27 protein-coding genes are annotated in these 25,817 nt (G+C 34.3%); 11 read left to right on the forward strand and 16 right to left on the reverse strand.

Features of this window, described 5'->3' with window-relative positions; all coding sequences use genetic code 11:
• Positions 1-2,031: a glycine--tRNA ligase subunit beta gene (gene glyS, locus BHU68_RS12690; protein ID WP_069472407.1), complete on the forward strand. Its 2,031-nt coding sequence runs from the start codon at positions 1-3 to the stop codon at positions 2,029-2,031.
• A gap of 90 nt (positions 2,032-2,121) precedes the next feature.
• Positions 2,122-3,441 carry an exodeoxyribonuclease VII large subunit gene (gene xseA / locus BHU68_RS12695; protein ID WP_069472408.1) on the forward strand — a complete coding sequence of 440 codons (1,320 nt, stop codon included), beginning with the start codon at positions 2,122-2,124 and terminating at the stop codon, positions 3,439-3,441.
• Here the strand turns inward: xseA and BHU68_RS12700 are convergent.
• Both BHU68_RS12700 and BHU68_RS12705 read right to left on the reverse strand, forming a co-directional pair.
• Positions 3,398-4,309: a DUF4435 domain-containing protein gene (locus tag BHU68_RS12700; protein WP_069472409.1), complete on the reverse strand. Its 912-nt coding sequence runs from the start codon at positions 4,307-4,309 to the stop codon at positions 3,398-3,400. The genes xseA and BHU68_RS12700 overlap by 44 nt on opposite strands.
• A gap of 1 nt (position 4,310) precedes the next feature.
• On the reverse strand, positions 4,311-5,393 hold the full coding sequence (locus tag BHU68_RS12705; RefSeq protein ID WP_069472410.1) for an AAA family ATPase: 1,083 nt from the start codon (positions 5,391-5,393) through the stop codon (positions 4,311-4,313).
• Positions 5,394-5,517: 124 nt separating this feature from the next.
• Between BHU68_RS12705 and BHU68_RS12710 the strand changes: the two genes are divergently transcribed.
• The 3 genes from BHU68_RS12710 to BHU68_RS18440 are packed head-to-tail and all read left to right on the forward strand — an operon-like array spanning position 5,518 to position 7,247.
• Positions 5,518-6,639: a trypsin-like serine peptidase gene (locus BHU68_RS12710; RefSeq protein WP_069472411.1), complete on the forward strand. Its 1,122-nt coding sequence runs from the start codon at positions 5,518-5,520 to the stop codon at positions 6,637-6,639.
• A 16-nt stretch (positions 6,640-6,655) separates the two neighbouring features.
• The gene (locus tag BHU68_RS12715; RefSeq protein ID WP_141698810.1) at positions 6,656-7,114 is read left to right on the forward strand and encodes a hypothetical protein; all 459 of its coding nucleotides are present in this window, start codon (positions 6,656-6,658) and stop codon (positions 7,112-7,114) included.
• Positions 7,029-7,247, forward strand: coding sequence for an InlB B-repeat-containing protein (locus tag BHU68_RS18440; protein WP_445082190.1), 219 nt, complete (start codon positions 7,029-7,031; stop codon positions 7,245-7,247). The genes BHU68_RS12715 and BHU68_RS18440 overlap by 86 nt, the downstream gene beginning before the upstream one ends.
• 31 nt (positions 7,248-7,278) lie before the next feature.
• Here BHU68_RS18440 and BHU68_RS12720 read toward each other — a convergent pair whose 3' ends face one another.
• The 9 genes from BHU68_RS12720 to gdhA form a co-directional block, all read right to left on the reverse strand.
• Positions 7,279-9,186, reverse strand: a complete 1,908-nt coding sequence (locus BHU68_RS12720) for a hypothetical protein (protein WP_069472413.1) — start codon at positions 9,184-9,186, stop codon at positions 7,279-7,281.
• Positions 9,187-9,313: 127 nt separating this feature from the next.
• A complete protein-coding gene (pelF, locus tag BHU68_RS12725) occupies positions 9,314-10,780 on the reverse strand; it encodes a GT4 family glycosyltransferase PelF (RefSeq protein WP_069472414.1) in 1,467 nt (488 codons plus the stop codon).
• A complete protein-coding gene (locus BHU68_RS12730; protein ID WP_069472415.1) occupies positions 10,777-11,712 on the reverse strand; it encodes a hypothetical protein in 936 nt (311 codons plus the stop codon). The genes pelF and BHU68_RS12730 overlap by 4 nt, the downstream gene beginning before the upstream one ends.
• Positions 11,657-12,919, reverse strand: coding sequence for a hypothetical protein (locus BHU68_RS12735; RefSeq protein WP_069472416.1), 1,263 nt, complete (start codon positions 12,917-12,919; stop codon positions 11,657-11,659). Before BHU68_RS12735 ends, BHU68_RS12730 begins: the two co-directional genes overlap by 56 nt.
• The gene (locus BHU68_RS12740) at positions 12,920-14,284 is read right to left on the reverse strand and encodes a hypothetical protein (protein WP_069472417.1); all 1,365 of its coding nucleotides are present in this window, start codon (positions 14,282-14,284) and stop codon (positions 12,920-12,922) included.
• Positions 14,285-14,387: 103 nt separating this feature from the next.
• Complete coding sequence (locus BHU68_RS12745) at positions 14,388-14,723, reverse strand: hypothetical protein (protein WP_069472418.1); 336 nt, start codon at positions 14,721-14,723, stop codon at positions 14,388-14,390.
• Positions 14,724-14,725: 2 nt separating this feature from the next.
• A complete protein-coding gene (locus tag BHU68_RS12750; RefSeq protein WP_069472419.1) occupies positions 14,726-16,006 on the reverse strand; it encodes a hypothetical protein in 1,281 nt (426 codons plus the stop codon).
• Between the two features lie 49 nt (positions 16,007-16,055).
• A complete protein-coding gene (gene htpX, locus BHU68_RS12755) occupies positions 16,056-16,925 on the reverse strand; it encodes a protease HtpX (RefSeq protein WP_069472584.1) in 870 nt (289 codons plus the stop codon).
• 88 nt (positions 16,926-17,013) lie between these two features.
• Positions 17,014-18,372 (reverse strand): NADP-specific glutamate dehydrogenase, encoded by a 1,359-nt coding sequence (gdhA, locus tag BHU68_RS12760; protein ID WP_338140383.1) that lies wholly within the window; start codon positions 18,370-18,372, stop codon positions 17,014-17,016.
• A gap of 184 nt (positions 18,373-18,556) precedes the next feature.
• Between gdhA and BHU68_RS12765 the strand changes: the two genes are divergently transcribed.
• Both BHU68_RS12765 and BHU68_RS12770 read left to right on the forward strand, forming a co-directional pair.
• A complete protein-coding gene (locus BHU68_RS12765) occupies positions 18,557-20,110 on the forward strand; it encodes an FAD-dependent oxidoreductase (RefSeq protein WP_069472420.1) in 1,554 nt (517 codons plus the stop codon).
• Positions 20,107-21,066 carry a malate dehydrogenase gene (locus BHU68_RS12770; protein WP_069472421.1) on the forward strand — a complete coding sequence of 320 codons (960 nt, stop codon included), beginning with the start codon at positions 20,107-20,109 and terminating at the stop codon, positions 21,064-21,066. The genes BHU68_RS12765 and BHU68_RS12770 overlap by 4 nt, the downstream gene beginning before the upstream one ends.
• On the opposite strand, the gene BHU68_RS12775 is transcribed toward BHU68_RS12770, so the two are convergent.
• On the reverse strand, positions 21,063-21,449 hold the full coding sequence (locus BHU68_RS12775; protein ID WP_069472422.1) for a DUF423 domain-containing protein: 387 nt from the start codon (positions 21,447-21,449) through the stop codon (positions 21,063-21,065). The two genes, BHU68_RS12770 and BHU68_RS12775, sit on opposite strands and share 4 nt — an antisense overlap.
• A 107-nt stretch (positions 21,450-21,556) precedes the next feature.
• Between BHU68_RS12775 and rplU the strand changes: the two genes are divergently transcribed.
• Genes rplU through cgtA form a run of 3 tightly spaced genes read left to right on the forward strand, consistent with a single transcriptional unit; the run spans position 21,557 to position 23,217 of the window.
• A complete protein-coding gene (rplU, locus tag BHU68_RS12780) occupies positions 21,557-21,871 on the forward strand; it encodes a 50S ribosomal protein L21 (RefSeq protein ID WP_069472423.1) in 315 nt (104 codons plus the stop codon).
• A 14-nt stretch (positions 21,872-21,885) separates the two neighbouring features.
• Positions 21,886-22,155, forward strand: a complete 270-nt coding sequence (gene rpmA / locus BHU68_RS12785; protein WP_069472424.1) for a 50S ribosomal protein L27 — start codon at positions 21,886-21,888, stop codon at positions 22,153-22,155.
• 45 nt (positions 22,156-22,200) lie between these two features.
• A complete protein-coding gene (gene cgtA, locus BHU68_RS12790) occupies positions 22,201-23,217 on the forward strand; it encodes an Obg family GTPase CgtA (RefSeq protein ID WP_069472425.1) in 1,017 nt (338 codons plus the stop codon).
• On the opposite strand, the gene BHU68_RS12795 is transcribed toward cgtA, so the two are convergent.
• Positions 23,214-23,726 (reverse strand): cytochrome b, encoded by a 513-nt coding sequence (locus BHU68_RS12795; protein ID WP_069472426.1) that lies wholly within the window; start codon positions 23,724-23,726, stop codon positions 23,214-23,216. The two genes, cgtA and BHU68_RS12795, sit on opposite strands and share 4 nt — an antisense overlap.
• Positions 23,727-23,832: 106 nt before the next feature.
• Between BHU68_RS12795 and BHU68_RS12800 the strand changes: the two genes are divergently transcribed.
• Positions 23,833-24,438 (forward strand): peroxiredoxin, encoded by a 606-nt coding sequence (locus tag BHU68_RS12800; RefSeq protein WP_069472427.1) that lies wholly within the window; start codon positions 23,833-23,835, stop codon positions 24,436-24,438.
• A gap of 49 nt (positions 24,439-24,487) precedes the next feature.
• Here the strand turns inward: BHU68_RS12800 and BHU68_RS12805 are convergent, their stop codons facing one another.
• Genes BHU68_RS12805 through rsfS form a run of 3 tightly spaced genes read right to left on the reverse strand, consistent with a single transcriptional unit; the run spans position 24,488 to position 25,812 of the window.
• Positions 24,488-24,694: a hypothetical protein gene (locus BHU68_RS12805; RefSeq protein ID WP_069472428.1), complete on the reverse strand. Its 207-nt coding sequence runs from the start codon at positions 24,692-24,694 to the stop codon at positions 24,488-24,490.
• The gene (locus tag BHU68_RS12810; protein ID WP_141699540.1) at positions 24,678-25,463 is read right to left on the reverse strand and encodes a hypothetical protein; all 786 of its coding nucleotides are present in this window, start codon (positions 25,461-25,463) and stop codon (positions 24,678-24,680) included. Before BHU68_RS12810 ends, BHU68_RS12805 begins: the two co-directional genes overlap by 17 nt.
• A gap of 19 nt (positions 25,464-25,482) precedes the next feature.
• The gene (rsfS, locus tag BHU68_RS12815) at positions 25,483-25,812 is read right to left on the reverse strand and encodes a ribosome silencing factor (RefSeq protein WP_069472430.1); all 330 of its coding nucleotides are present in this window, start codon (positions 25,810-25,812) and stop codon (positions 25,483-25,485) included.
• Positions 25,813-25,817 lie beyond the last annotated feature (5 nt).

Raw genomic sequence — 25,817 nt, forward strand, 5'->3', positions numbered from 1 at the left:
ATGTCAGATACTCGTGATTTATTAATAGAAATTGGTACCGAAGAATTACCTCCTAAAGCTTTACCAAACTTATCTAAAGCTTTTGCAGAAGGCATTGCTAAGGGTTTACAAAAACAAGAAATTGCTTATGAATCCATTAGTGCGTTTGCAACTCCACGCCGTTTAGCTGTAATAATCAAGGCAGTAGCACGCATACAAGCAAATCGAGAAACAGAAAGACGTGGACCATCTTTAAAAGCTGCTTTTGATGCCCAAGGAGAAGCCAGTAAAGCCGCTTTAGGATTTGCCCGTTCCTGCGGAGTCAATGTATCTGAATTAGAAAAATTAGAAACCAAAAAAGGCGCGTGGTTAATATATAAACAGACTCAACACGGACAAGCAACTGCCAGCTTAATACCAACTATAATTGAAAATTCCCTAGCCGCTTTACCAATTCCAAAACGGATGCGTTGGGCAGATTTACCTTATGAATTTGTACGCCCAGTACATTGGCTGGTTATTTTATTTGGTGTTGATGTGATTGAAGCCGAAATATTTGGAATTCCTAGTGGCTGTGAAACACGAGGACATCGCTTTCATCATCCTCAAGATATTGTTTTAAATGATACTAATGATTATGTATCTAGCTTAGAAAACCAAGGTTTTGTTATACCTTCTTTTACTAAGCGTCGCGACATGATACGTAAATTAGTCACAGAAGCTGCTAATGCACTTGAAGGAAAAGCTGTTATTGATGATGACTTATTAAATGAAGTCACTTGCCTAGTAGAATATCCAGTTGTAATTACCGGTTCATTTGATAAACAGTTTTTACAAGTACCAGCCGAAGCCTTGATAGCAGCAATGAAGGGTCATCAAAAATATTTCCATATAGTTGACTCAGAAGGAAAATTATTACCCAGTTTTATTACCATAAGCAACATTAAAAGTCAACAACCAGAAGTAATTCGCGCTGGAAATGAACGAGTAATTCGCCCACGACTAAGCGATGCCGCATTTTTCTGGCAACAAGATTGCACTAACAGCCTAGACAGTCATATAGAAGCCCTAAAAACAGTAATTTTCCAAAAACAACTAGGCAGCCTATATGACAAAAGCGAGCGCGTAGCTCAACTAACAGCAACAATTGCCAAACAAATAGGCGCAGATGAACTACAAGCAGTTCGTGCAGCCATGTTATCTAAATGCGACTTAATGACAGGCATGGTAGCAGAATTTCCAGAATTACAAGGAATTATGGGAGAATACTATGCCCGTAACAACCAAGAAACTGAAGCAGTAGCAGCAGCAATAGGTGAACAATACCTGCCCCGCTTTGCCGGAGATGTGCTACCAAAAACTAGCCTAGGGCAAGCATTATCAATTAGCGACAAATTAGACACATTAGTAGGAATATTTGGAATTGGTAAAGCTCCAACGGGAGACAAAGATCCATTTGGATTACGCCGTGCAACTATCGGAATATTAAGAATAATAATAGAATGTAAGCTAGAAATAGACTTGCAAGAATTGCTAAAACCAAGTCAAACCAAAGTATTTGACTTCATGCTAGAACGCTTACGCGGCTACTACCAAGAACAAGGCTTTGCACTAGAAACCATAGACGCAGTATTAACATGCCGCCCAACATCACCATTAGACATAGACAAACGAATTCGAGGAATAGCCGCCTTCCGCAAATTACCAGAAGCAGAAAGCCTAGCCAGTGCCAACAAACGGATTCATAACATCCTCAAAAAAGCCAAAGAAAAATACCCATCAGAACCAGACCAAACCTACTTCACACATATAGAAGAACGACACCTATATGACAAATTAGAAACAGTAAAACAAAAAATAGCCCCCCTAATAAAAACCGGAGACTATGAAACTGCCCTAAAACACCTAGCCAGTTTAAGGGAAACAACAGACAAGTTTTTTGACAATGTCATGGTAATGGACAAAGATCAAACAGTACGTATAAATCGTCTAGCATTTTTGCAACAAATAAGAAACTTATTTTTGCAAATTGCTGATATTTCAAAGTTGTAAGTTTTCATAGAACCATCAGACCTGACAGGTTTTAAAAACCTGTCAGGTCTAAAATACACAAATTTCATCTCACAGTTCAAATTATTATTCGTGAAATCTCAAGAACCAATATTTTTAGATTGTCCTTTTTCTGAAAAGGATGAAGTTAAACGCTTAGGTGCAAAGTTTGATTGGCAGGAAAAACAATGGTTTGTTCCTGTTGGACTTGATCTTGATCCATTTAGTAAATGGTTGTCTAAGCAAGTTGATAATGATCAGCCTTTTAGTCTTTATGATTTAATGTTAAGTGTTCAAAGCACTGTCAATACGCAACTTAATGATCGTTATTGGGTACGCGCTGAGTTGGTTAGTGTCTCACATCATGTTCATTTATATATGGAATTATCTGATCATGATAATGAAGGGCAAGAACTTGCCAAAGTGCGTGCTATTTTGTGGAATCATAGAGCTAAGGAACTATTAAAACGTTTTGAAACACAAACTGGTATGCCTTTTAAGGCTGGAATGAAGTTGTTATTACAAGTTCGTGTTGAATTTCATACTCGTTATGGTTTTTCGCTTGATGTTATAGATATTGATCCTAATTTCACTATCGGTGAAATGGCAGCAAAATTGAATCGTATTAGAATGCGATTACAAGAAGAGAAGCTTTATGATTGTAATCAAACAATTAAAACTCCAATAGAATTTTGTAAAGTCGCAGTAATTGCGCCACCACAAGCAGCAGGTTTAGGAGATTTTAAAAGTCAAGCTAAAGGATTAGCTGATTTGTGTGAATTTCATTATTACAATGCTAGTTTTCAAGGGCAACAAATGTTGACTGAAATCACTGCCGCTTTTGAATTAATAAAACAAGATCATAAGGAAAAACAATTTGATGCAGTAGTTATGATACGCGGAGGTGGTGCTAAAGCTGACTTATTTCAGTTGAATGAATATGAGATTGCTAAGGCAATTTGTACCGCACCATTAGCTGTAATTGTTGGTATAGGGCATGAACGAGACCAAACTTTATTAGATGAAGTGGCAAATAAGACTTGTCATACACCTAGCTTAGTGATTACATATATTGCAAGTAGAATTATTCAAAATGCGCAGAATGCCAAACAAGATTGGCAAATGCTGAATAAATTAGTCAGCGAACAACTATACCGTGCCAAAACCGAAAATGAACGCCTAATAACCAAGATTCATCACAACAGCCAAATTCAATTAAATAAAGCTCGCCATAATATACAATCTTTTATGCAACAGATACTACAAAGCGATCCTAAAAAGGTTTTAAAGCGTGGCTATGCTATTGTCAAAAATACTAATAATAAAATTATTAGCTCCAAACTTGCCGCTGAACAAGAACCACAACTTATTATTGAATTTCAAGATGGTCAAATAAATCTTGAAAATCTTTAGGAAGTTGCTTTTCTTTCAAAATACGAGCTAATTCAGATTTGTGGTTATTTAGTTGAATATTAACCTGAGTCTGTTTTTTTAATTTCCGGTTAAATTGGCTGGCAAAATATAGTTTGGCACTGGCAAATTTTAGAGCTTCATTATTTTCAATTAATTCTTTTTTAAATTCTAAGAACTTGGATAAGATTTGATCTTTCTGAAATTGATTTAATTTCTGAAGTATTCTATTTTTAATGTTCTCTTCTTCGCAAGAAATAGTTTCTTCTAAAAAGCTTTTAGAAGGGTCAAAATAACGGATGGTTAAATTAGCAGCCGCTATATATGTTAAACAGCTTAAAATTGCCTGAATAATTTGTTGCTCTAAGTTTTCTTTTCCATTTTTTATCAGAGGTATAAGTTTTTTGTGGCTTATCGATTGCCCTACTAAAAACTCATATAAAATATCTGAATCTATAAAATAATTTTCTAAAGTGTAAGCCTCAAAAAAAATAAACAATCTACCATCATAACAAACTTGTTGTTTTTCCTCTTTTACTTCTTGATCGGTTTTTAAATCTCTATCAATAATGCCATAAAAACGTTTTTCTTTGGGTAAATGTTTAACAAAATCTTTTAAATGTTGTTTAACTTTTTCACAACCACCAGTGCCTTTAAGATCCGCTGTTGTAAAACTTGTATCTATAAAATATAGTTTGTCCAAATTATCTTCATATAGAATGCTATAAATCACTTCATCGTCATAACCTTCTACAAAAATAATCTTTTTTCTACCAGCTTTTTCAACCGCTGTTTTAAAAACTTGCCGTAAACTTTGATCAATAAAGTTGTATTTATTATCACTAATAGTGTTATTAAATTGTAAACTCATCTTATATCACCAATTCTGTTAAGCTGATAAAACCTTTATCTTTAAACTGATCCCAAATTATTTCAGAATGAGATGAAATAATAATTTGACAATCTGTATCTTTTTGTAGTTGTTTCAGAAGTCTCATTACTTGTTCTTGAAATTCAGGATGAAGACTTTGATCAACTTCATCTATCAAAAAAATTGCATTTTGCGAAGCTCTTAAATAAAGTTGAGTTGCTATAATCAATAGACTTTCTTCACCAGAACTTAATAGTTCAAGTCCATGTTTTTCGCCATCTTTGGTTTCAATAACTACTTGAAAGTTAATTCTATCTATTTCTTTAATAGTTTTGCCAACTAGAACATGCTTATTAATCCAAGCTTTTAACTCGTTAAATTTTTTTGAAAGGGCATAGTCATAAAAAACTAGTGTTCTGGTAAGATCATCTTTATTAGGATTATATCTATGAGCTATTTCATATTTCAGTTTTTGTTGAGGAATTGAACTATAGTGAATATCTTGTATTTCTCTATCATGCGAATTAAAAAAATAAATAAAGGGTATATTTTGTTGTATGTCATTAGTTATTTTCCCCTCTTTATAATCAATTTTTCTTTCAGAAAACGATTTTACTAATTGTAAACCAATTGTTTCTTGATAAATATTTAGACCTTGAATCTGTGAATGATCATAATCTTCCGGAATTTTAACAAAATTATCCTCAAAGTCTTTTATCATAGTCTTTATTTCATTTTCTATGATAAAGCCTTGTTTTCCAATATATTCACTATGGATTTGAATATTGTTTAAGTCTCCTAAAACTAATGATAAAACTTTATCTTTTATTAAAATATCCAATTGGGCAAATTCTGTCCAAGTTAAAACGTTCGCTCGTAATCTATCGAAAGATATGTTTTGTAGAGATAAATCAGGATTTATGAAATTGATTAGATTGAAAATTAATTCCATCACAGTAGTTTTACCGGAACCATTAACACCAGCTAGACAAATTAAATTTTGAGGTTCACCATTATGAGTAAAATCTATTAAGGTATTTTTGAATACCCCACTATTATGAATATATAACCTTAAAAGTCTCATGATATGTCCTATATTTATATTTTTTTTGTTATATTGATTAACAATCAAAATCATATCATAGTTCAAATACTCTTAGGAGTAAATATTGCATAAATTACCTTTTATTTACTAAGGAATATGTAATATGAATTATCTAAGTAAGTATTTATTTTGGTTAGCATTATTATTGACTTCTCAATTAAGTTTTGCTGCCAATCCAATTAAGGTTGGTGAATTAGAACAAATTAATACTCAAATTAATTATTTGCAAGAGTCTAATTTGACTAAAACTATTAGTTATCCCGGTGCCAGTTATATTAAGCTTCATGTATCTAAGGCAACATTAGCTGCCGGTGATTCTGTTACTATATCAAGTCCAGATAATAAACAAGTATATACTTATCCCGGTGCTGGTTTTACTACTGATAGTTTTGGTGGTTTTTGGGCTTTGTCTATTATCGGCGATACTGCGATTATTGAATTACATCGTACTCCTCAACAATTAAATAATATCGCCAATCTTGGTATTGTAATAGATAAAGTTGCACGCGGTTTGCCAAAGCATGAAGTTGAAGCTCTGATTACGGAATCAACTTGTGGCACTAATGAACGTACTGATGTAGCTTGTTATCAAACTTCACATCCAACAGAATTTAATAAGTCTAATGCTGTAGCGCGATTATTAATCAATAACACTACTTTATGTACAGCTTGGCGAGTTAGCCCTAATAATTACATATTTACCAATGAACACTGCATTACTAGTCAAGCTGATGTTAATGCCACTGAAGTTTGGTTTAATTATCAACGAGCTGCTTGTGGCAGCGGCAATGCTAATACTCCTACTATTGTAACTGGTGAACAGTTATTTGTTGATGATACTACACTTGATTTTGCCTTATTTTCAGTGAAAAATTTCGCCTCCATTCAATCTTTTGGTTTTTTAGAATTAGATGCACGAACTCCAATTTTAAATGAAGAAATATATATTCCTCAACATGGAGCTGGTAATCCGAAAGAATTTGGCATTGAAAGCGATCAAAATACTGCTAATGTTTGTAGAATTGATATAGCCACTATAAATAATGATACTGGATATAAATGTGATACCACAGGTGGTAGTTCAGGTTCGCCGATATTAGCGCGTTCTTCAAATAAAGTCATTGCTTTGCATCACCTTGGAGGTTGTAATAATCAAGGAGTGTTGATTGAAAAAATTCAACCATTAGTGCAAACTTATCTTGGTGAGAATAATGAGGATAAATAGTACAGGTATTCAATGTATGATGATAAGTAGCCAAGATTACCATTGGGCAAAAAAGCAGACGCAATTTATGGAAGATTATCTTGGAGTCAATTCAATTGTTGATGATGTATCACAAACTACGGTGACAGGCAGTGGCTCAATATTTAATGGAATTGCTAGTTTAACACTAAACCCACCCTTTGCAAATTATACTGATACAATTTCAGCTAAAGCTAATGCAGAAGTTGCATTTGTAGGCAATATAGGAGATGCTGCTGTTAATAAAAACAATAGCAGTTATTTAACAACATTTTTAGGATTTCCATTAGAAGCATTATCAAACAATGATCGTAAAACTATAATGCAAAAATTCCTTGACAAATGTCAACAAACAACTACACCTTCACCCGGTGGTATCATCAACAATAACTATAAAAGACAACGATCCTGCGACACTAACAACCAAAATAACACCAATTGGTGGAGGCACAATTAGCTTAACAGCCAATCCAAAACCGGGGTTTGTGTTTAAACAATGGAGCGGAGATTGTAGCGGTACCAATTCACAAATTACCATACCTATGAATACAAATATGAATTGTATTGCAAATTTTGAAGTTTCTCCGTGAACAACAAACCTGACAGGTTTAATTTAGCAAATTATTCACATAAAATATCTTTACGCTCACCTTTGCGATTATCCAATGAAAATAACCGCTGCCAAGCACCACAAAAGAAATCTCTTAGTGATTGTTCTTCCAATCTAACTGGGTTTGTATTCCAAGTATCTCCCATAAATCTGCTAGTTATGATATAACCATTTAAATTTTTAAATGGCATATTGATCTTTTTACCTTCGCAAATCACTTGACTATCATTGAATATACAAGTTTTTCCACATAGAGAACTATCAGATTGACTACCATCACATAGAAAGTTTAGTTGTTCAGGAATCCACGGATTGTTGCGGTTTTGAAAAGTTTCTACTTGACGTAGTTTCTGAGGAACATCTATATCAATCTCAGTCAAACCATCCAATTCTGGTACTGACTTGGCTGTGTAAATATAATCATATTGCTGATCTGATAACTTAATTGAAATCGGTTCGTTTAAGTAATAGATTGAAAGTGCTTGCTTTGGAGGCATCAGTGTTAAAGTACGATCTTTTGGTAATTCTAACTCACGAGCATTGATTAAGATGTTTTCCATACCTAGTTTCAAAAACAATTCTTGGTTTTGAGCGTTTAACTGTATTTCACCATTCTTAAACTCTGGTACAATCAAGCTTTTGGCTAAACGAGGACATTGTAATCTCACCTTGTCTGCCTTAAACCACTCTGGGATGGTTTTGCTAACCTTGCTACATTGGTGTTTATAGCCTTCCAAATTTGTGAACTCTGCATCAATTTTATTGTTTACATAATAACTAAAATTTATAGAACTACCTGAGATTTTATCGTTCAGCAAAGCAAAGATGCCTGATAATTTCACTGTAGAAATATTCAAATGAGTACCCAAAGTGTAACGACCGGGCAAGCTTAAGCTTTTAGAAACAGTATCAATATTATCACTTGAACCTAGTTCAATCGTTCTATTACCTATTTTATAATACAAAGTAATTGTGTGATTCGGCTTTTTCAACCAATTATTGATAGATTCATTGCTTATATCTGTTGGCCAATTTACAGTGATAGTGGATGAAGATTCTTTGCTAATTAGTTTATCTGCATCATAAGCTGCTAATACTTTATTATCATTAGCATTTATTAACCATAAACCTGTAGGATATTTATTAGCTAGATGGTCTAATACTGGTTTGGCTATTTTTGTTGGTAATTCCGAAATTTGCTTGTCATCTGCATAAAAATCAACTGATGAAACTGATTCATTCAGTATTGAAAAATCAAATAAAAGAACTGTTTGTTCCTTATTATAGCGAGCATCTTTCTTAAATAATTTCAATAATTTTTTAGAGCCAAAGCCTTCTAAATCAGATAATGCTGAAAGATCTTTGATATTTTGCTCAAAGTCAGAATGGAGTATTGGTGGTTTAATCTTATCAATATTATAGGATAAACATATTTTGTCTGCTTCAGATTTTGTTGCCATCATTAAACAACGATCTTGATTATCAAGCAGATATTGGACAGGAATTTTTAAACATACCCTATTTTTGTGGCGGAATTTGCAAGAATTAAAACTTGTTTCATGGTTATCTTCAGTTTTACTAAAAACATTCCATTTTCTGCTGTCAGCCTCCAAAACCATGATATAAACATAATCATTGACTGTAAGTTCTGACATCTTAACATTCAGATCAACTTTCTCAGATTTACCTGCTAATTGTTGAGACTTACAATCATTAGGAAGACACATATATGTGTTTTGAATTGGATTATATCCATAAAAAAGATACTCAGACTTCCATGATTCTAGCCACTCTACTTCTTCTACAACAAACTCTGTGAATGTAATATCATATTTGCTTTGCTCATTAGCATTACTAGCGATACTCGCCAGCATTATAGTCATTGCTAATGTAATACTAAAAAAGTGTTTTATTTTCATTTAAACTTATTTTCCTATCTAATAAACTTTATTTCAAAATGGTCAAAATAAACAAATTACGCTTAATGCTCATGGTTGAGTTGTAAAAACATGCAAAACATATTCCTAGTTTTTGCATGGTTATAAATTACATCAAACTCTTATAAACTTCACGATAAGCATCTTCCAGCATGGTTTCTAAATAATAAGTTTCAATCCGTTTAATACCAGTTTGTGCCATTTGGTTTGCTAGTTCTGGATTATTTAATATTTCTAAGGTTTTCATCGCAATATCTTGGCTATCCATAATTGTTGCTACATAACCAGCAACTCCCAATTTATCATCACCAGAGCCATTTAATAATTCATCACATGCTCCAACTCTGGTTGCTACTACTGGTAAACCTGATGCCATCGCTTCCATAACTGTTAGTGGCATTGCTTCTTTCACTGAAGTTAGTAATAATATATCAAATATTTTATAATATTCAACCACATCTGCTGGTCCAGTAAATGTTACATAGTCTTCTGCTTTTAGTAATTCACGTAGAGCTAAGCATTCTTTATAATATGATTCAACTTCTTCAGTTGGTCCAACTACATATGATTGTATATTAGGGATTGCATTTTTAATAATCGCTGATACATTTAGATAGGTTTTCATATCTTTCACTGAATCAACACGCCCTACTATCCCAATTACTGGATCTTCTCCTTCTCTTAAACGAGTACGTCTAGCTTTTTGGAAGCGTTCTATCTGAATACCATTTGGTATTACTTCTACCTTTTCTGGATCAGCACCATATTCAGCCGCTAATTCTCGATTACCATTATAAAGAGTGATCAAGCGCGTTACTGTTTCATATTGAAACTTGGTCAAACCTTTAAAAAAGTCGCGCCACATATCACGCATATACTCTTCATCTAACCATTCAGCAACACTTAAATCCATATCTCGCTCTTGTATATAAATACCATGTTCAGTAATAACTGATGGCTTATCATACAATTCAGTCATCATGCAAGCAAGAAAACCAGAAAAACCTGTCGCTGGAGCATGATAAAGTTTCGCCTCTGGGAGAATATTAGTAAGCATAAAGACGCGCCAAATAGCTAAATGAATATTACGCCAATTATAATAATACTTAATAAATCCCTCTTTGCTACGCTTTTTATCATAAATTTCAGTCAATAACTCTAAGCCGCTTTCTTTAGCAAGGAAATGTTTAAAAAAGCCTTCTTTATGCTTCTGCAAAATATCCCTAAATAAACAACGCTGCTCCTCAGTTAATTTACCCTTAGCAAAATTAATATGAGCCAATTGACCAATTTGCTCATAAACTTCCTTTTGCTCAGCGCGACTAAATTTGGTCGGTTCAGCATCCCTTATCTCTGAATAATCAAATAAATCAACCCCTTTCATGAAGGTTACATTATCTGGTAATGGATAACGAAGATCCTTTTCAGTTTTTTTGCCAGCCGCCAAAGCTACTACTGCAAAAGTAAACTCATTTTCATAAGACTTAATAAGACGCTGCATCCAAGAAGCAACACCTCCAGTCACAAAAGGGTAACTACCCTCAATAATAAGGCAAATATCTGCTACTTCACTCATAATTGTTCTAAATAATTCCCTAAAGGTGTTTGGAATTTTTGTATTTCTTTTTGATATTCAGCAAATGTAGGTGGATGTTCTTCTTTCTTAAAAATCCCCATTGCCTGATTTAATAAATCTTCTGCCTTCTCAATATGTTGATTATCCAAATAATATCGAATACCTCGATTATAAGCTGAAAAATCATAAGCATCTACTTCTAAAGCTTTATCAATACGTTCACATGCCCCCTTTAGATAGAAAACACCCACTTGAGCATCAACTAAACCTAAATCATATATGTCATAATATAAACTAGCTAGTCGAACATACGGCACTTCTGATAATTTTTCCAATTCATCTATTTGATTGAAAATTTTGTTTTTCTTTTCATTTAGAATACGTGCAGCACCAATACCCGCAAGTGGGTGTTTATTGTATTCTAATATCATTTGCAATAGGCGGGTTTTATGTGCTGTCCAGCCTAATTTGTCCAATAAGCTTAAAGTTTTCATGGTATCTTCAAACGGCATACGTCCATAAATTAAAGCAATAATTTCAGAAGTTGGTAAATTATAATACATTTCTTGAATAGCATAAGCTTCTTTTTCTAAAGCGGCTCTATCAACTATATCATAGTCTTCGCGTGCTATAGGATTGGTTGGTGCATATTTAAAACTGAAACCAAAGATTAAAATTGCCGCCTGACCAATTAATGGAATACAAGCAATAATTAATAAACCCATCATTAAATATTTACCAATAACCTCATCAATTTCCTTAGAACTTTCTTTAAGCTTTAATAGAAACCACCAAGTCAGTAATATACCGATACTATGTGCAATGATAAATTCAAATAAGTTATTATCTAATAAAAAGATAATGACAAAAGTTTCATTAATTGCCCAAAGACAGAAAATCGTCGCTAGAATTAAGTTGTTTAACGTTAACATTTGTAACTTCTTTTAGTTCTATAGTTGGATAATATCTTTTAAATCGAGTTTTAATCGGAGTAAATACTTCTGAAAAAGCAAATAATATAAATAGCTTGTCACCAATGACGAATTGTTCATCAAATTGACGCGAGGCTGCATGGATTTTATTAGCAACTTTTTCCAAATCTTCTGGTAATTCATCCAGCTTCCAATAAGTTAATTTATATGGTAACTCAGCATTCGTAAATAATTCCAAGCGTTCTTTAAGAATTCTTTCAGCAACACCCGGGCGAAATACCATTACATGTTTAAATAAACTATAATCAGGGCGATTTGCCAAATACACTTGTTCTTCTAAAATAAATTTAATAATAATTGCTGTAATCTTCAAACTATGAGTAGTCTCAGAAGTAATCATAGTTTGTCGAATACGTTCTATCACAATTACATATTGCATCTTATCTGATGGTTTTAGAATAATTGGAATCGAAATAATAAATTTCTTATCAATCACTTTTGGTGAAATGATTTCTTTTTCTGCTTGTAATAATTTAAACCATTGTGGAGAATCCTTTAATTCAATAGTATCAGGAAACAAAGACAAGCCATAACGAAACATAGCTACATAATTAGTATCATATTCTAAATCCTGATATTCATGTAATTTATAAACAACTCCACCTTCAACAAATTGATGTCGATACAGCAAAGAAAACAATTTCGCAAATAATTGCATTTCATCATTAAAATGTTGACCAAGCTTACCTAATTCATGATAAAGATAAGATGGGCGATCAACACGAAAGTACAATTCACCTAAAAACTTTTTATGTGAAGTATCAATAGATACTAATTGTGAAAATAATTCTTGAATCCGTGTTTGTGCCATTTTATTGGCATCAAGTTGTATTTCTAAATCTCTACGAATTGAACTTGTTTGATTACCTACTATAAAAAACAATAACATACCAATAACTGCAATTAACCAGTCTTCTACAGTAATAGGATTTAAAATAAAATCGTGCATTTTCCCCAAAGCGAATAAAAATCCAGCAACAGCTATGATCATACCTTGAACGCCGTAAAACAGGGCAAAAATAATCCCTACAAATATAAATAAATACGGTGTAATATTAAGAGGCAAAAAATCCAAGACATAAAAAAACAACAAGCCATAAACAATAGCCGCCTCAATATAAGGCAAAAAGGCTCTAAATTTTTTCATCTAAAATCTCCATTCAAGATCAAGATTTGCTCTAGTTTCCGCGTCACCTGTTAAATTATCTTTACGATATTCAACACCACCAAGTAAATCAGCATCTCTAGCAAGGCTATAACGCATTTTTAGACTTGGTGTTATGGCAAAGCCGCTGAAATTCTCACCTTGCATATAACCAAATGATAAACCATAATTAATCATACTTTTATTCAATCCGAAATAATGTAAACCCGAAATAGCATAATAAAACATATCAAACTTATGAGGAATATAAGTCGTATCACCTTTCCCAGTAATGTTTAACCATCCTACTCCATGTTGCAAAGTTGGACTTTTATCTTTAGCAATATATACCAAATAAGGGTGTATAGTGTTGATCTCGCCAATATAATCGCCGTTTGGTAAATTATAACGGGTGTAATTATAACTACCACCTAAAATAAGTTTGTTTCTAGGCTTATAATAAGCTTTTATTTCCAAGCCATCTTTTAAAGCAAAATCTTTCATTAACACTGTTACTTCAGTTTCGATATCACGATAAAACGCATTCGCACTGATTTGATAATTACCGCGACGCTTTTTCCAACCAGCTTTAAAACCTAATTGATTTTCACTATACAACAAAGCCAATTGATATTTATCTTTAAAACCGATTACGCGATCAAGATTTAAATTTAAATGATATTTACTATCTAAACTATAATAATCTAAACCAACACGCCCCCAATTATTTTTGATTGGAGATTTAAACTTAGCTTGTATAGGTGTTAATTGACCATATGCTGGATTATCAATAATTCTCATACCAGCACTGACACGTCGATGCCAAAAACGATCTTTTTCCATGCGCAACCAATTAGCTTTTTTCTGTTCATGCGGTGTATATTGTATATTATCTTTTAGATGATCTAATAAGCGATTAGTTTCATCTAACTCACCAGCCATCATATAAAAATAAGCTGAATAAACGCGATTACCTTTAAACTCTTTATATGGTTCAATCCAATTAACAGCCTTTTGATATTTGCCAGCGGCTACCAGAAGTTCAGCTTGCTTAAAAGCATAACGATTATTTAATTGAATATCATTACTAGGTGGGCGCATAGGGCGATACCTAAAAAATTGAGCAGCTTCTCGATAGCGTAATTGCCCTACTAATAAATCCATATAATCTAAAGAAATATCCAATGGTAAATCAGGATCTTCTAACAATGTTAAATAAATATCCTCAGCTTGGTGATTTTTATCTAAATTTTTTAAAGCCCATGCTTGTTCAGCCAATTGACGAATTTTAGCCTCATTGATAATTCCTTCCTCGGCTACCACGAAGTTGGTAAATAGCAATAAGCTAAATATATATAATAGCCTCATATATTATCCTTATGGATGGTTAGTAAATATTAGTATAATTTTTACTTTGTTAAAAATCATACCAATCAGGTTTTCAAAACCTGACTGGTATGAGAAGATTAATCTAAATTAATCCACCCATTAAAGCATCTTCATCTAAAATATCTTCATCTTCGTATTCATCTGCTTTAGTAATTTTTAGTTCAGTTATAGGTAAATCAAAATCATCATTAACCGGTTCAGGAATTTTTATTTGATTCGGATTATGACCCTGAGTTAATCCCAAATACGCTAACCATAACAACTTATTAGCTCTGGTCATCTTGGGTCCAAGTCCATATTGCTTTAAAAATTGAGGATCATCAGACAATAAGGCATCTAATACCACTAAACCAGTAGGTGTGGTTTCACTGATAGTTACCTTCAATTGTAGATATGAACGTTTCTTTGTACTAGGCATTGTTACTTATTATCCTGCAAAGCACGATACAAATCAATCAAAGTAAGTGAAGGCAAATTAAGATATTTTCGTGCAATACTTAATACTCTAAAAGCAGAATGTTTCCAACAACCTACAGCTGTAGAAACTTCTGGTTTATCTAAAATTTCAATGCTACTAAACCAAGCAGGTGTAACATGAGGATATTTGCCTTCAATATAATCCTTTAACGCCAAACTGCCACCACCAGCACATAATACTCCACCAACAGAATTTGGACATTTTGTATTTACAAAAGTATAAATTTCTCGCGCTGTTAGATCATAAGCTCGTTTAATGAACTTGGCGCAATCAATCTTGTAACCTTGAATTACTATAAAGCCATTTTCAAGAACAAATTCAACTTGAGAATCAGATATTTGAATGTTTTTAAGTTGTTCATTTTCACTGCAAGCTGCTGATATCATAACCTGCAAATGTTTCCTTACCAAAAACAATCCATGCTTATCTTCCGCATCAGTATGATCTAAATCATATTGAATATCACCTTTAGAAAGTCTGAAAACACTGTAATCAGTAGTATTGCCACCAATATCTAAAACCAAATAATCAGTTTTAGGCATTAAAACTCCTTTTACAATAGCATTACCATCAAATCCAGAACTCCACAAAATGCGATTCCAAACATGAGCTGTTGCTTCGGAGATAGTGACCATGCCAAAGATTTTAGTTTTGCCGTCATTAGCTCCAAAGCCGGTACTATGCTTTATTTTAGCAGGCATTATTTTCTCATCTGCAACCATAATCTCTGTTGGTGCTATAATGGCATCTTGAGCTGCATTGATTAATGAAACATTCCGACGTTTTGACCCATCCTTGACATTGCGTTGATAATACAAGTTAGTTGGCATACTTTGGGTAACGAAAAGCTCTTGCTTGCTAAAAGGAGCTAAATGAGCCGCAAAATGTTGGAACATAGCAGGTCTAATACGTGCTATACGTTCACTACCAATGGTATTCTCACTTGCGAAGGATTCACGACCCACCGTAAAAGTACTTTCTCGTTCATCATTAGGGAAAACAGTTACTTCAGAATCTCCAGAATCTTCTTCACCCAAAAGCATTTCAACTGGACTAACACCATAAGCAATATGAGAAGGTTTATTAATAACCTTTATATTTAATACATCTTTATCATCTAATTCTGCATATGCTAAAGCAGTAAAAGATGAGCCTTGATCAAAACCAACCGGAATACCAACATATTGTTTTAGATGTTGTATCTGCTTGGGTAATAATTTCATTATTCAAATTCCTATTTGCCAAAGATAAATCTTTTATTTTATCATAATTCTAGCTTTTAAGTAAAGCATCTCTAAGATAACGTTCTTGCATTAAGGCATCAATACGAGCTTCTAGTGGCGGATGACTCAGAAATAATCCCATAACTTTATTACTATTAATACCAAAGGCTGTTAATTGTGCGGGTAATGCACCGCTATGTGCCATTTGCAATCGTTCTAAAGCCGCAATCATTTTATGTTTACCTACTAATTTTGCTGCACCAGCATCTGCATAAAATTCACGTTTTCGTGAAAACCACATGACAATGATGTTAGCCAACACACCTAACACAACTTCTGCAATCATAATACTGAGGTAATAACCAATACCAACACCACGTTCATTTTTAAACACGACACGATCAATTATTTGACCAATAATTCGCGCAAATACCATCACAAAAGTATTTAAAACACCTTGTATTAAGCTTAATCTAATCATATCACCATTGGCTACATGGCTTATTTCATGTGCTAATACAGCTTCAACTTCTTCTTCAGTCATATTATCAAGTAAGCCACTACTAACTGCGACTAAAGCGTCATTACGATTGATACCAGTTGCAAAAGCATTAATATCAGGTGAATCATAAATTGCAATTTCAGGTTTAGCAATTCCCGCGCCTATAGCAATAGATTCTATAATCTCAACTAAGCGTCGTTCAGAATTATTACTAGGATAGTCAATTACTTGCGCTCCAGTACTTCTTTTAGCCATTGATTTAGACATAGCTAAAGAAATAAACGAGCCGCCCATACCAATAACTAATGCTAAAATAAGAAAAAAGCCCATATTAGCTACATTAAAAATTTGTAAACTAAAACTGAGTACCAATAAAACTGCAAAATTTGTTATTAAAAATAAACTAATGGTTTTGATCATGAAAAGTATATAATATTTAAATATGGATGGTAAAAAAATACATACTAACATACAAATCTTATTTCAATTGAAGGCTGTCGATCATCTATATAACACCATATGCCAACATAGCATCAGCCACTTTAATAAAACCACCGATATTAGCCCCTTTTAGATAATTTACCGTTCCATCTTCTTGTTTTCCATATTCAACACATTTATCATGTATATCTTGCATAATCTTACGTAGCCGCTGATCTAGTTCTTCTCTTGACCATGATAAGCGCATACTATTTTGGGTCATTTCTAATCCAGATACTGCTACACCACCTGCATTTGCCGCTTTGCTAGGAATATATAAAATCTTCGATTGTTGGAAAAGATTAATGCCAGCTTGTTCAGTTGGCATATTGGCTCCTTCTGAGACTGCTAAGCAACCATTTTTTACTAAAGTTGCTGCATCTTCAGCATTAATTTCATTTTGAGTGGCACATGGAAACGCAAGATCGCAAGCTATTGACCAAGGTTTTTGTTTTTCATAGAATTTTACTTTAAATTCGCTTGCATATTCAGAAATACGTCCACGTCTTACTTGTTTTAATTGCTTAATAAAATCTAGTTTCTGTTGATCAATTCCGTCAGGATCATAAATAAATCCGCTAGAATCAGACATTGTAACTACTTTACCACCTAGTTCTATGGCTTTTTCGACTGTATATTGTGCAACATTACCAGAGCCTGAAACCACAATAGTTTTGCCTTCTATAGTTTGTTGATGGTATTTCAGCATATCTTGCATAATATAGACTGCACCATAACCAGTGGCTTCACTACGAATTAAGCTACCACCAAAAGCTAAGCCTTTACCTGTAAGTACACCAGTAAATTCATTCGCAAGCCGTTTATATTGTCCAAATAAATAACTAATTTCTCTAGCACCAACTCCAATATCACCGGCTGGAACATCAGTAAATGGACCAATATGACGATATAATTCAGTCATAAATGCTTGACAAAAGCGCATCACTTCGCGATCAGATTTACCTTTGGGATTAAAATCAGCCCCACCTTTTGCGCCTCCCATTGGTAATCCGGTAAGACTATTTTTAAAAGTTTGTTCAAAGGCAAGGAATTTTAAGATACTACGACTGACATCATAATGGAAACGAATACCACCTTTATATGGTCCAATTGCATTACAATGTTGAACCCGATAGCCACGATTAACTCTGATATTACCCTCATCATCTTCCCAACAAACACGAAAAGTAATGATTCTATCTGGTTCAGTTAAGCGTTCTAAAATATTCGCTTGTTGATAAACTGATTTATGAAAAATAAATGGAATAATACTTGCCGCAACCTCATAAACCGCTTGATGAAATTCATGCTCATGTGGGTTGCGACGTTTTAAACCATCCATAAAATTATCAAGCTGTTCTTGAACTGTATTACCTATCATCATAGTTAAAGTATTTTGAATTAAAAGGATATACAGTATATATGTAGAATATCAATAGTACAAGGATTATAAATACAAACTGTTTTGGAATTTATATTTAACATTGGTTTTTTAAACTAAAATAGTTTATAATTAAAAATTTTACGCTAAAAGTTTAAAATGCTCACCAACTGAAGGAGAAAAGCAAATGGCCCACACGCTAATATTCCAGAAATTTGTCCGCTTGTTACGCGCTACGCAAGTGGCGAATCAGCAACAAGGGAGGAGTGTACGCAGCAAGCAAACTATAAGCCGTCGTCAATTGCTGAAGATGTCTGCTGTAGTTGGAGCAGGTACCTTACTTCCCGCTTGCCGTCCATTTGATTCAACAGATGATCAACCAAAAATAGTGATTGTTGGAGCTGGTTTGGCTGGATTGAATGCCGCCTACCAACTGAAAAAAGCTGGGTATCAAGCCACACTCTATGAAGCCTCGAACCGAGTCGGCGGACGTATGTTTACCATGACGGATGAATTCGCGCCTGATACGTGGGTTGACTTAGGGGGAGAATTTGTCAACAGTTCTCATAAGGATATGCTTTCGCTAATTAAGGAATTCAATCTGACTTTGGATGACAGACATGCTCTTGGTGATGCCAGACCTAAAGATTATTTTTTCTTTGATGGTCAGCTTCTCTCAGAGGATACTCTCATTAAAGAATTGTCACCAATCGTGGAACGCTTGACTGTTGATGCAAAGCGGCTAGACGAAGATTGGGAAAATGCCAGTGTGGAGTTGGACCAACTTTCTATGGCTACTTACTTGGATGGTTTAGGCGTTGATGGTTGGCCGCGCAAGTTGATTGATCAAGTTATGATTACAGAGATGGGTCTCGAAATGGGAGAAATGTCAAGCTTGAGTTTGCTTTGGCAAATTCCAATAGTTGGAAAAGATGGAGTAAAAATACTTGGCGATTCAGATGAACGCTTCAAAATAAGAGGTGGAACTCAACAACTGATAAATGCGCTTGCCAAGGAAGTAGAAACTCAAATCCAAACTGGCAAACCTTTGCAAGCCATTCACAGTCGTGGCGATGGCTTTAATTTGACATTCCAAGGTTTGGATGTAGAGGCTGACTTTGTGATCTTGGCTCTACCGTTCACGATTCTCCGTCAGTTGGAAGTTGGTGTAGAGCTGCCCGAAGGCTTGCGCCGTTTTATTAAGGAAGTGGGTTATGGACACAACGCAAAAGTGATGGCAGGGTTTAAGCACCGCGTTTGGCAACAGCAAGGTGTGAGTTGTAAGGGGTACACTGAAGACACTTTCCAAACGTCATGGGAAGGGACAGAGTTACAGTCGAGTGAGGTGGGGGTTATTACCTATTTCCTTGGTGGAGATGTTGGATTACATTCCATAAATGGTACACCCAAGGAACAAGCAGAAAAATTTATCCAAGAAACAGAGAAGTTCATCCCCGGTATATCAGCTCAGTCGAATGGTCAAGCCAAGCGAATGCACTGGCCTACTAAGGAGTTTGTAAAGGGAAGTTATGCCTGCTTTAAGCCCGGCCAATATACCAATTTTATCCAAGATTATGTTTATATAGAGGATGAAAAAGAGGGGCAAGATGTCGCAGCAGGCAACTTGATTTTCGCTGGTGAGCATCTGAGCGATGAGCACCAAGGATTTATGAATGGAGCAGCGCAAACTGGGCGTTTGGCCGCAGAACACCTGCTTAGAAAAATCAAAAATATATCATGAAACCACCAGTACGTATTGTAGTAACAGGCGGCGCGGGGCAAATTGCTTATTCATTAGTATTTCGCATAGCTTCCGGCGAATTATTTGGATCTGATCAACCTATTATTTTACATCTATTAGAACTTCCTTCTATAATTAAGCACTTAAATGGTGTAGGCATGGAGCTTAATGATTGTGCTTATCCATTATTATATGACATCATAATAACAGATGATGTAAAAACGGCTTTTACTGATGTCGAATATGCTTTTCTAGTTGGTGCAGCACCACGTACTAAGGATATGCAAAGAGCAGATTTGATCAAAGCCAATGCAGAAATCTTTAAGGTACAAGGTAAAGCGTTAAATAATTATGCCAATTCTAAGGTAAAAGTAGTGGTAGTTGGTAATCCAGCCAATACTAATGCTTATATTGCAATGCGTTGCGCCCCTGATTTAGCACCTGAACAATTTACGGCAATGACACGCCTTGATCATAACCGTTTATTACATCAATTAGCAAACAAATTACAAGTGAATGTGGCTGAGATTAACAATGTTATTATTTGGGGTAATCATTCAGCTTCCCAATATACGGATATTCGTTATGCGACAACCAATGTAGATCAAAATTGGTTTATTAATGATTTAATGCCGTGCGTACAACAACGCGGAACTAGTATAATTGAAATACGAGGCAAATCAAGTGCAGCTTCTGCCGCATATGCAGCTATATCACATATGCGTGATTGGGTAAAAGGCACAGACCAATGGGTCAGTATGGCAATACCAAGTGATGGCAGCTATGGTATTAAAGAAGGATTAATATACTCATATCCTGTAACAATAGACAATGGAATAATTTCGATTGTTCAAGGATTAGAAATTGATGAATTTAGTAGAAAACAATTAGACAAAAATCAACAAGAATTAGAACTAGAACGTGAAGCTGTGTTGACAAACCTGACAGGTTTTTAAAACCTGTCAGGTTTAGTTCCAACAATAGCCAATAGAATCCAAGCTCCAATAAATGCAATTCCGCCAATTGGCGTAATTGCTCCTAACCATTTTATACCTGTTATACTTAATATATACAAACTGCCAGAAAATAGTATAATTCCAGCAAACATCAAAAAACCAGACCATTTGACCAATTTAGAATTAGTCTGTGATCCAATAAATGCAACTGCAAATAATCCTAAAGCATGGAAAAAATGATATTGATTTCCAGTTTGAAATATAGCCATCAAATTTTCGCTCAGTTGGTTTTTAAGCAAATGTGCGCCAAATGCTCCCAGCATAACTGCTAATGCTGCATTTAGACTTCCTAAAATTATAAATAATCTTGTTACGTTTTTCATGAAATTATTTTATCACAGTTTGTGGTGATGAATATTTATTTGTTTTAAAAATTAAAATAGTTTATAATTAGAAACTTTTGACATTAAAATAAGAGAATATCAAATATATGTACGCTGTTATTCAAACAGGCGGCAAGCAATATAAAGTCGCTCAGGGTTCAACTATCAGAATAGAAAAACTTCCAGCAGAAGTCGGTAGCAATGTCGATTTTGACCAAGTGCTGATGGTAGCTGAAGGAGAAAATATTAAAATCGGTTCACCTATAGTAGCTGGTGGTAAAGTTACTGGAACCGTCGAAGCACAAGGGCGTGGAAAGAAAATAACTATTATTAAATTTAAACGTCGTAAGCATCACCGTAAACAAATGGGACATCGTCAATCTTATACCGATGTTAAAATAACTGATATTACTGCTAATTAATCTAGGAAAATAAAATGGCACATAAAAAAGCTGGCGGTAGTACCCGCAATGGACGCGATTCAGAATCAAAACGATTAGGTGTAAAACGTTTTGGTGGTGAAAAAGTTTTAGCTGGTAATATTTTAATACGTCAACGTGGCACTAAAGTTCATCCGGGCTTGAATGTTGGTAAAGGTAAAGATGATACTCTCTATGCTAAAGCTCATGGCGAAGTAAAGTTTGAAATTAAAGGGCCTAAAAACCGTAAATTTGTTAGTGTTATTCCAGTAGCAGCTACAGTATAATTATTTCTCACCCCCATTAAAGGGGGATAGGAAAAAAAGCATAGTATGAGATTTGTTGATGAAGCTAAAATTGAACTAGTAGCTGGTCATGGTGGTGATGGCTGTTTAAGTTTTAGACGCGAAAAATATATTCAATACGGTGGTCCCAATGGGGGCGATGGTGGTGATGGTGGTAGTATTTATTTAGAAGCTGAAGCAGATTTAAATACTTTGGTTGACTTTCGCTATAAGCGTCTGTTTCGAGCTAAAAAAGGTGAACATGGTAAAGGTGCTGAATGTACAGGTAAAAAAGGTGATGATTTAATTATTAAAGTTCCTGTTGGAACTGTTGCTTTTGATTTGGAAACTGAAGAGCTTTTGGGAGATTTAACTAAAGCAGGGCAAAAAGTATTAGTAGCCAAGGGTGGAGAACATGGTTTAGGTAATACACATTTTAAAAGTAGTATAAATCGCGCCCCTCGTCGTATTACCAAAGGTACAGAAGGTGAAACTAGAGCTTTACGTTTAGAATTACAAGTATTGGCTGATGTGGGTTTATTAGGTTTACCAAATGCTGGTAAATCAACTTTTATTCGCGCTGTATCTGCCGCTAGACCTAAAGTTGCTGATTATCCTTTTACTACCTTACATCCTAATTTAGGGGTAGTTTCAATTGAAGTTGATCGTAACTTTGTAATTGCAGATATTCCCGGTTTAATTGAAGGTGCCGCTGAAGGAGCTGGTTTAGGAATAAGATTCTTAAAGCATTTATCACGCACCAATTTGCTATTACATATTGTAGATATATTACCAATAGATAATACTGATCCAGTAGAAAATGTAATTAAAATTACCCGTGAATTAGAAAAATATAATCCTGAATTAGCGGCAAGAGAACGTTGGCTAGTATTAAACAAAGTAGATTTATTACCAGCCGAGGAACAACAACAACATGCTGAAACGATTGTAAATGCACTAAATTGGCAAGGGCGTGTATTTGAAATATCCGCTATATCAGGGCAAGGTTGCTCTGAATTGTGTTATCAGATTATGCAATCTATGGAAGATGAAGAAAGTTATTAAGTAATTCGACGTAAAATTTCTATTTTCTTTATATGGTGTGTAATTACACCTAGCAAATGTAAGCCAATAAATCCTAAGAAAATATATGCACCATATTCATGAACCATCTCGGGAATTGATTCCCATTCTTCATTTTTAGGAAATATTTGTGGTAATTCTAAGCCATAAAAGCTCACTTGATAACCTGCTACATTTGATAATGCGTAACCACTTATAGGTAGTATAACCATTAACAAATACATAAAATGTATCACAGATTTAGAGATGCGACGATTTGTTGCAGACATTTCTGCTGCTAGTGGTGGTACATCAGTAATCCATCTTGCTAGCAGTCTTATTATTACCAACCCAAATAATAAAACACCTGTGGATTTATGGAAATTATACATAGCCCACGGTTGACTTTCTTTAAATTCTACCATCACAAAACCAAGCACAAACATTATTGTGAATAGCACAAACATCAGCCAGTGAAGCGTGCGAATAAAACCATGATATTTATCATTCATTAATATAACCCCTAATTAAAAAACTATAGTTTAAATTATTAGCCATTACTTGTCTTATTATAATTAATGCCAATATAGTAATTTTTAAATTTAATAGGATTTTAATATGGGCGTTTTAGTAGGGCGTGCAGCACCTGATTTTACAGCTCCAGCCGTTTTAGGTTCTGGTGAAATTGTTGATACTTTCAATTTTTCTGAAACTGTTAAAGGTAAATATGCAGTTATATTTTTCTATCCTTTAGATTTTACTTTTGTATGCCCAACTGAATTAATTGCTTTTGATAAGCGTCTTGAAGCTTTCCAAGAACGTAATGTTGAAGTAATAGGTATATCTGTAGATTCACATTTTACTCATAATGCTTGGCGTAATACTCCAGTTGATCAAGGTGGTATTGGACCAGTACGTTATAGCTTAGTTGCTGATTTAACACATAATATAGCAAAAAGTTATGATGTAGAAACACCTGATGGTGCAGTTGCATATCGTGGTTCATTTTTAATTGATAAAGAAGGTGTTGTTCGTCATCAAGTAGTAAATGATTTACCATTAGGGCGCAACATTGATGAAATGTTACGTTTAATTGATGCCTTACAATTTACTGAAGAACATGGCGAAGTTTGCCCTGCTGGCTGGAATAAAGGTGAAGCTGGTATGAGTGATACACCAGACGGTGTGGCTAATTATTTATCAGAACATTCTGGTGATTTATAAGAATTTATAAACCTGACAGGTTTTTAAAACCTGTCAGGTTTGCCGATTTTTAATGAACTTTAAATAACCAACGACGATAAGTTTTGACCTTGCATTCAGTAGGGTCTGACATGGTTTTTCTCTCGCATTTGCGGGCAAATTCTTGTGCTTCTTGTTTGGCTTTTTCTGCTGCAATGCGAGTTTGTTTATTTGTTGGTGTTTCTGGCTTAGCACCAATTGTAATGCGTTTTGCGCCACAATTAGTAATAAATATCAAGCTCAAAATCAGTAGTAAGTATTTTTTCATCTAGGTGTTTTGCTTCCAAATAATTGAAGAGTTGGTTATTTTGTTCTTTGGTTGTAATTAATACTATTATTGGAAGATTTATAACTGTTGTTGAAGTTGTTAGAATTTTATTAGTTTTAACAAATACTTTTTGTTTCCATATTTTCCACCATTTCCATTGCCCATCATTCAAACATTTTTTACCTTTCTGTTTGAAACACTGTAAAACTTTCTCTCCTACCCAGTCATTCATTCCTTGATATATTGGTTCAAAGTCTTTAGGTGTAATAATTGCCGAGACAAACCTGACAGGTTTTAAAAACCTGTCAGGTTTAATTTCGAGTTTTATTGAATGATCATTTTTTAGCGTATTGGAAACAATAGTGGCAATTATTTTAGTGTCAGTATTATTTAATATCTGTTTAGGATTATCTTTATATTTGCCAGAAACTGTATAGTCTAAATCTAGCGGTGGCAAAGCTAAAGTTCGCCACGGCAATTGCCCACTTACATTTTCACCTTTTTTTGAACAAGGTGGATTTGCACTACCATTACCAGTTTTATCAGGGCAAGGTAAATAACCGGGCATTTGCCCTTGTTTGACATCACCATAAGTTAGCGCGAATCCTAATAATGCTCGTTTAGCCTGTGCTAATGCCCTAATAGTCTGTTTTTGCTTTTTCAGCTTAAATTGAAAAGGATCAATGTTGACTACCAAAAAACTTGTTGTTGATATAACGATTAATGTTAATAGCAACATAAGGGCAAAACCAGATTGTTTAGGCACTCATATCAGCCCATAATTTTTCCAATTGATAAAAATCACGAGTCTCAGGCTGCATTAAATGAACGATAATATCGCCTAAATCAACCAATATCCATTCACTAGTATTATCACCTTCTTCACCTAAAGGGCGATATTTATTGGCTTTTGCTTCGGCGATGACGTTTTGAGCCAATGCTTTAACATGTCTAGCAGTATTGCCAGTTGCAACTATCATAAAATCAGTAAAGCTACTGATTTTACGTACATCTAAGATTTTAATATCTTTAGCTTTTTTATCTTCTAAAGCGGTTTGTGTTAATCTTAATAATTGTTCAGTCTTCATATTGA

It is taken from the genome of Candidatus Marithrix sp. Canyon 246, from assembly GCF_001723685.1.
In the GTDB taxonomy this organism is placed as follows: domain Bacteria; phylum Pseudomonadota; class Gammaproteobacteria; order Beggiatoales; family Beggiatoaceae; genus Marithrix.

Coding starts and splice junctions, on each gene's coding strand:
- glyS (WP_069472407.1), top strand. CDS start 1: ATGTCAGATACTCGTGATTTATTAATAGAAATTGGTACCGAAGAATTA.
- BHU68_RS12700 (WP_069472409.1), bottom strand. CDS start 4,309: ATGAGTTTACAATTTAATAACACTATTAGTGATAATAAATACAACTTT.
- BHU68_RS12705 (WP_069472410.1), bottom strand. CDS start 5,393: ATGAGACTTTTAAGGTTATATATTCATAATAGTGGGGTATTCAAAAAT.
- BHU68_RS12710 (WP_069472411.1), top strand. CDS start 5,518: ATGAATTATCTAAGTAAGTATTTATTTTGGTTAGCATTATTATTGACT.
- BHU68_RS12715 (WP_141698810.1), top strand. CDS start 6,656: ATGATGATAAGTAGCCAAGATTACCATTGGGCAAAAAAGCAGACGCAA.
- BHU68_RS12720 (WP_069472413.1), bottom strand. CDS start 9,186: ATGAAAATAAAACACTTTTTTAGTATTACATTAGCAATGACTATAATG.
- pelF (WP_069472414.1), bottom strand. CDS start 10,780: ATGAGTGAAGTAGCAGATATTTGCCTTATTATTGAGGGTAGTTACCCT.
- BHU68_RS12730 (WP_069472415.1), bottom strand. CDS start 11,712: ATGTTAACGTTAAACAACTTAATTCTAGCGACGATTTTCTGTCTTTGG.
- BHU68_RS12735 (WP_069472416.1), bottom strand. CDS start 12,919: ATGAAAAAATTTAGAGCCTTTTTGCCTTATATTGAGGCGGCTATTGTT.
- BHU68_RS12740 (WP_069472417.1), bottom strand. CDS start 14,284: ATGAGGCTATTATATATATTTAGCTTATTGCTATTTACCAACTTCGTG.
- BHU68_RS12745 (WP_069472418.1), bottom strand. CDS start 14,723: ATGCCTAGTACAAAGAAACGTTCATATCTACAATTGAAGGTAACTATC.
- BHU68_RS12750 (WP_069472419.1), bottom strand. CDS start 16,006: ATGAAATTATTACCCAAGCAGATACAACATCTAAAACAATATGTTGGT.
- gdhA (WP_338140383.1), bottom strand. CDS start 18,372: ATGATGATAGGTAATACAGTTCAAGAACAGCTTGATAATTTTATGGAT.
- BHU68_RS12765 (WP_069472420.1), top strand. CDS start 18,557: ATGGCCCACACGCTAATATTCCAGAAATTTGTCCGCTTGTTACGCGCT.
- BHU68_RS12770 (WP_069472421.1), top strand. CDS start 20,107: ATGAAACCACCAGTACGTATTGTAGTAACAGGCGGCGCGGGGCAAATT.
- BHU68_RS12775 (WP_069472422.1), bottom strand. CDS start 21,449: ATGAAAAACGTAACAAGATTATTTATAATTTTAGGAAGTCTAAATGCA.
- rplU (WP_069472423.1), top strand. CDS start 21,557: ATGTACGCTGTTATTCAAACAGGCGGCAAGCAATATAAAGTCGCTCAG.
- rpmA (WP_069472424.1), top strand. CDS start 21,886: ATGGCACATAAAAAAGCTGGCGGTAGTACCCGCAATGGACGCGATTCA.
- cgtA (WP_069472425.1), top strand. CDS start 22,201: ATGAGATTTGTTGATGAAGCTAAAATTGAACTAGTAGCTGGTCATGGT.
- BHU68_RS12795 (WP_069472426.1), bottom strand. CDS start 23,726: ATGAATGATAAATATCATGGTTTTATTCGCACGCTTCACTGGCTGATG.
- BHU68_RS12800 (WP_069472427.1), top strand. CDS start 23,833: ATGGGCGTTTTAGTAGGGCGTGCAGCACCTGATTTTACAGCTCCAGCC.
- BHU68_RS12810 (WP_141699540.1), bottom strand. CDS start 25,463: ATGTTGCTATTAACATTAATCGTTATATCAACAACAAGTTTTTTGGTA.
- rsfS (WP_069472430.1), bottom strand. CDS start 25,812: ATGAAGACTGAACAATTATTAAGATTAACACAAACCGCTTTAGAAGAT.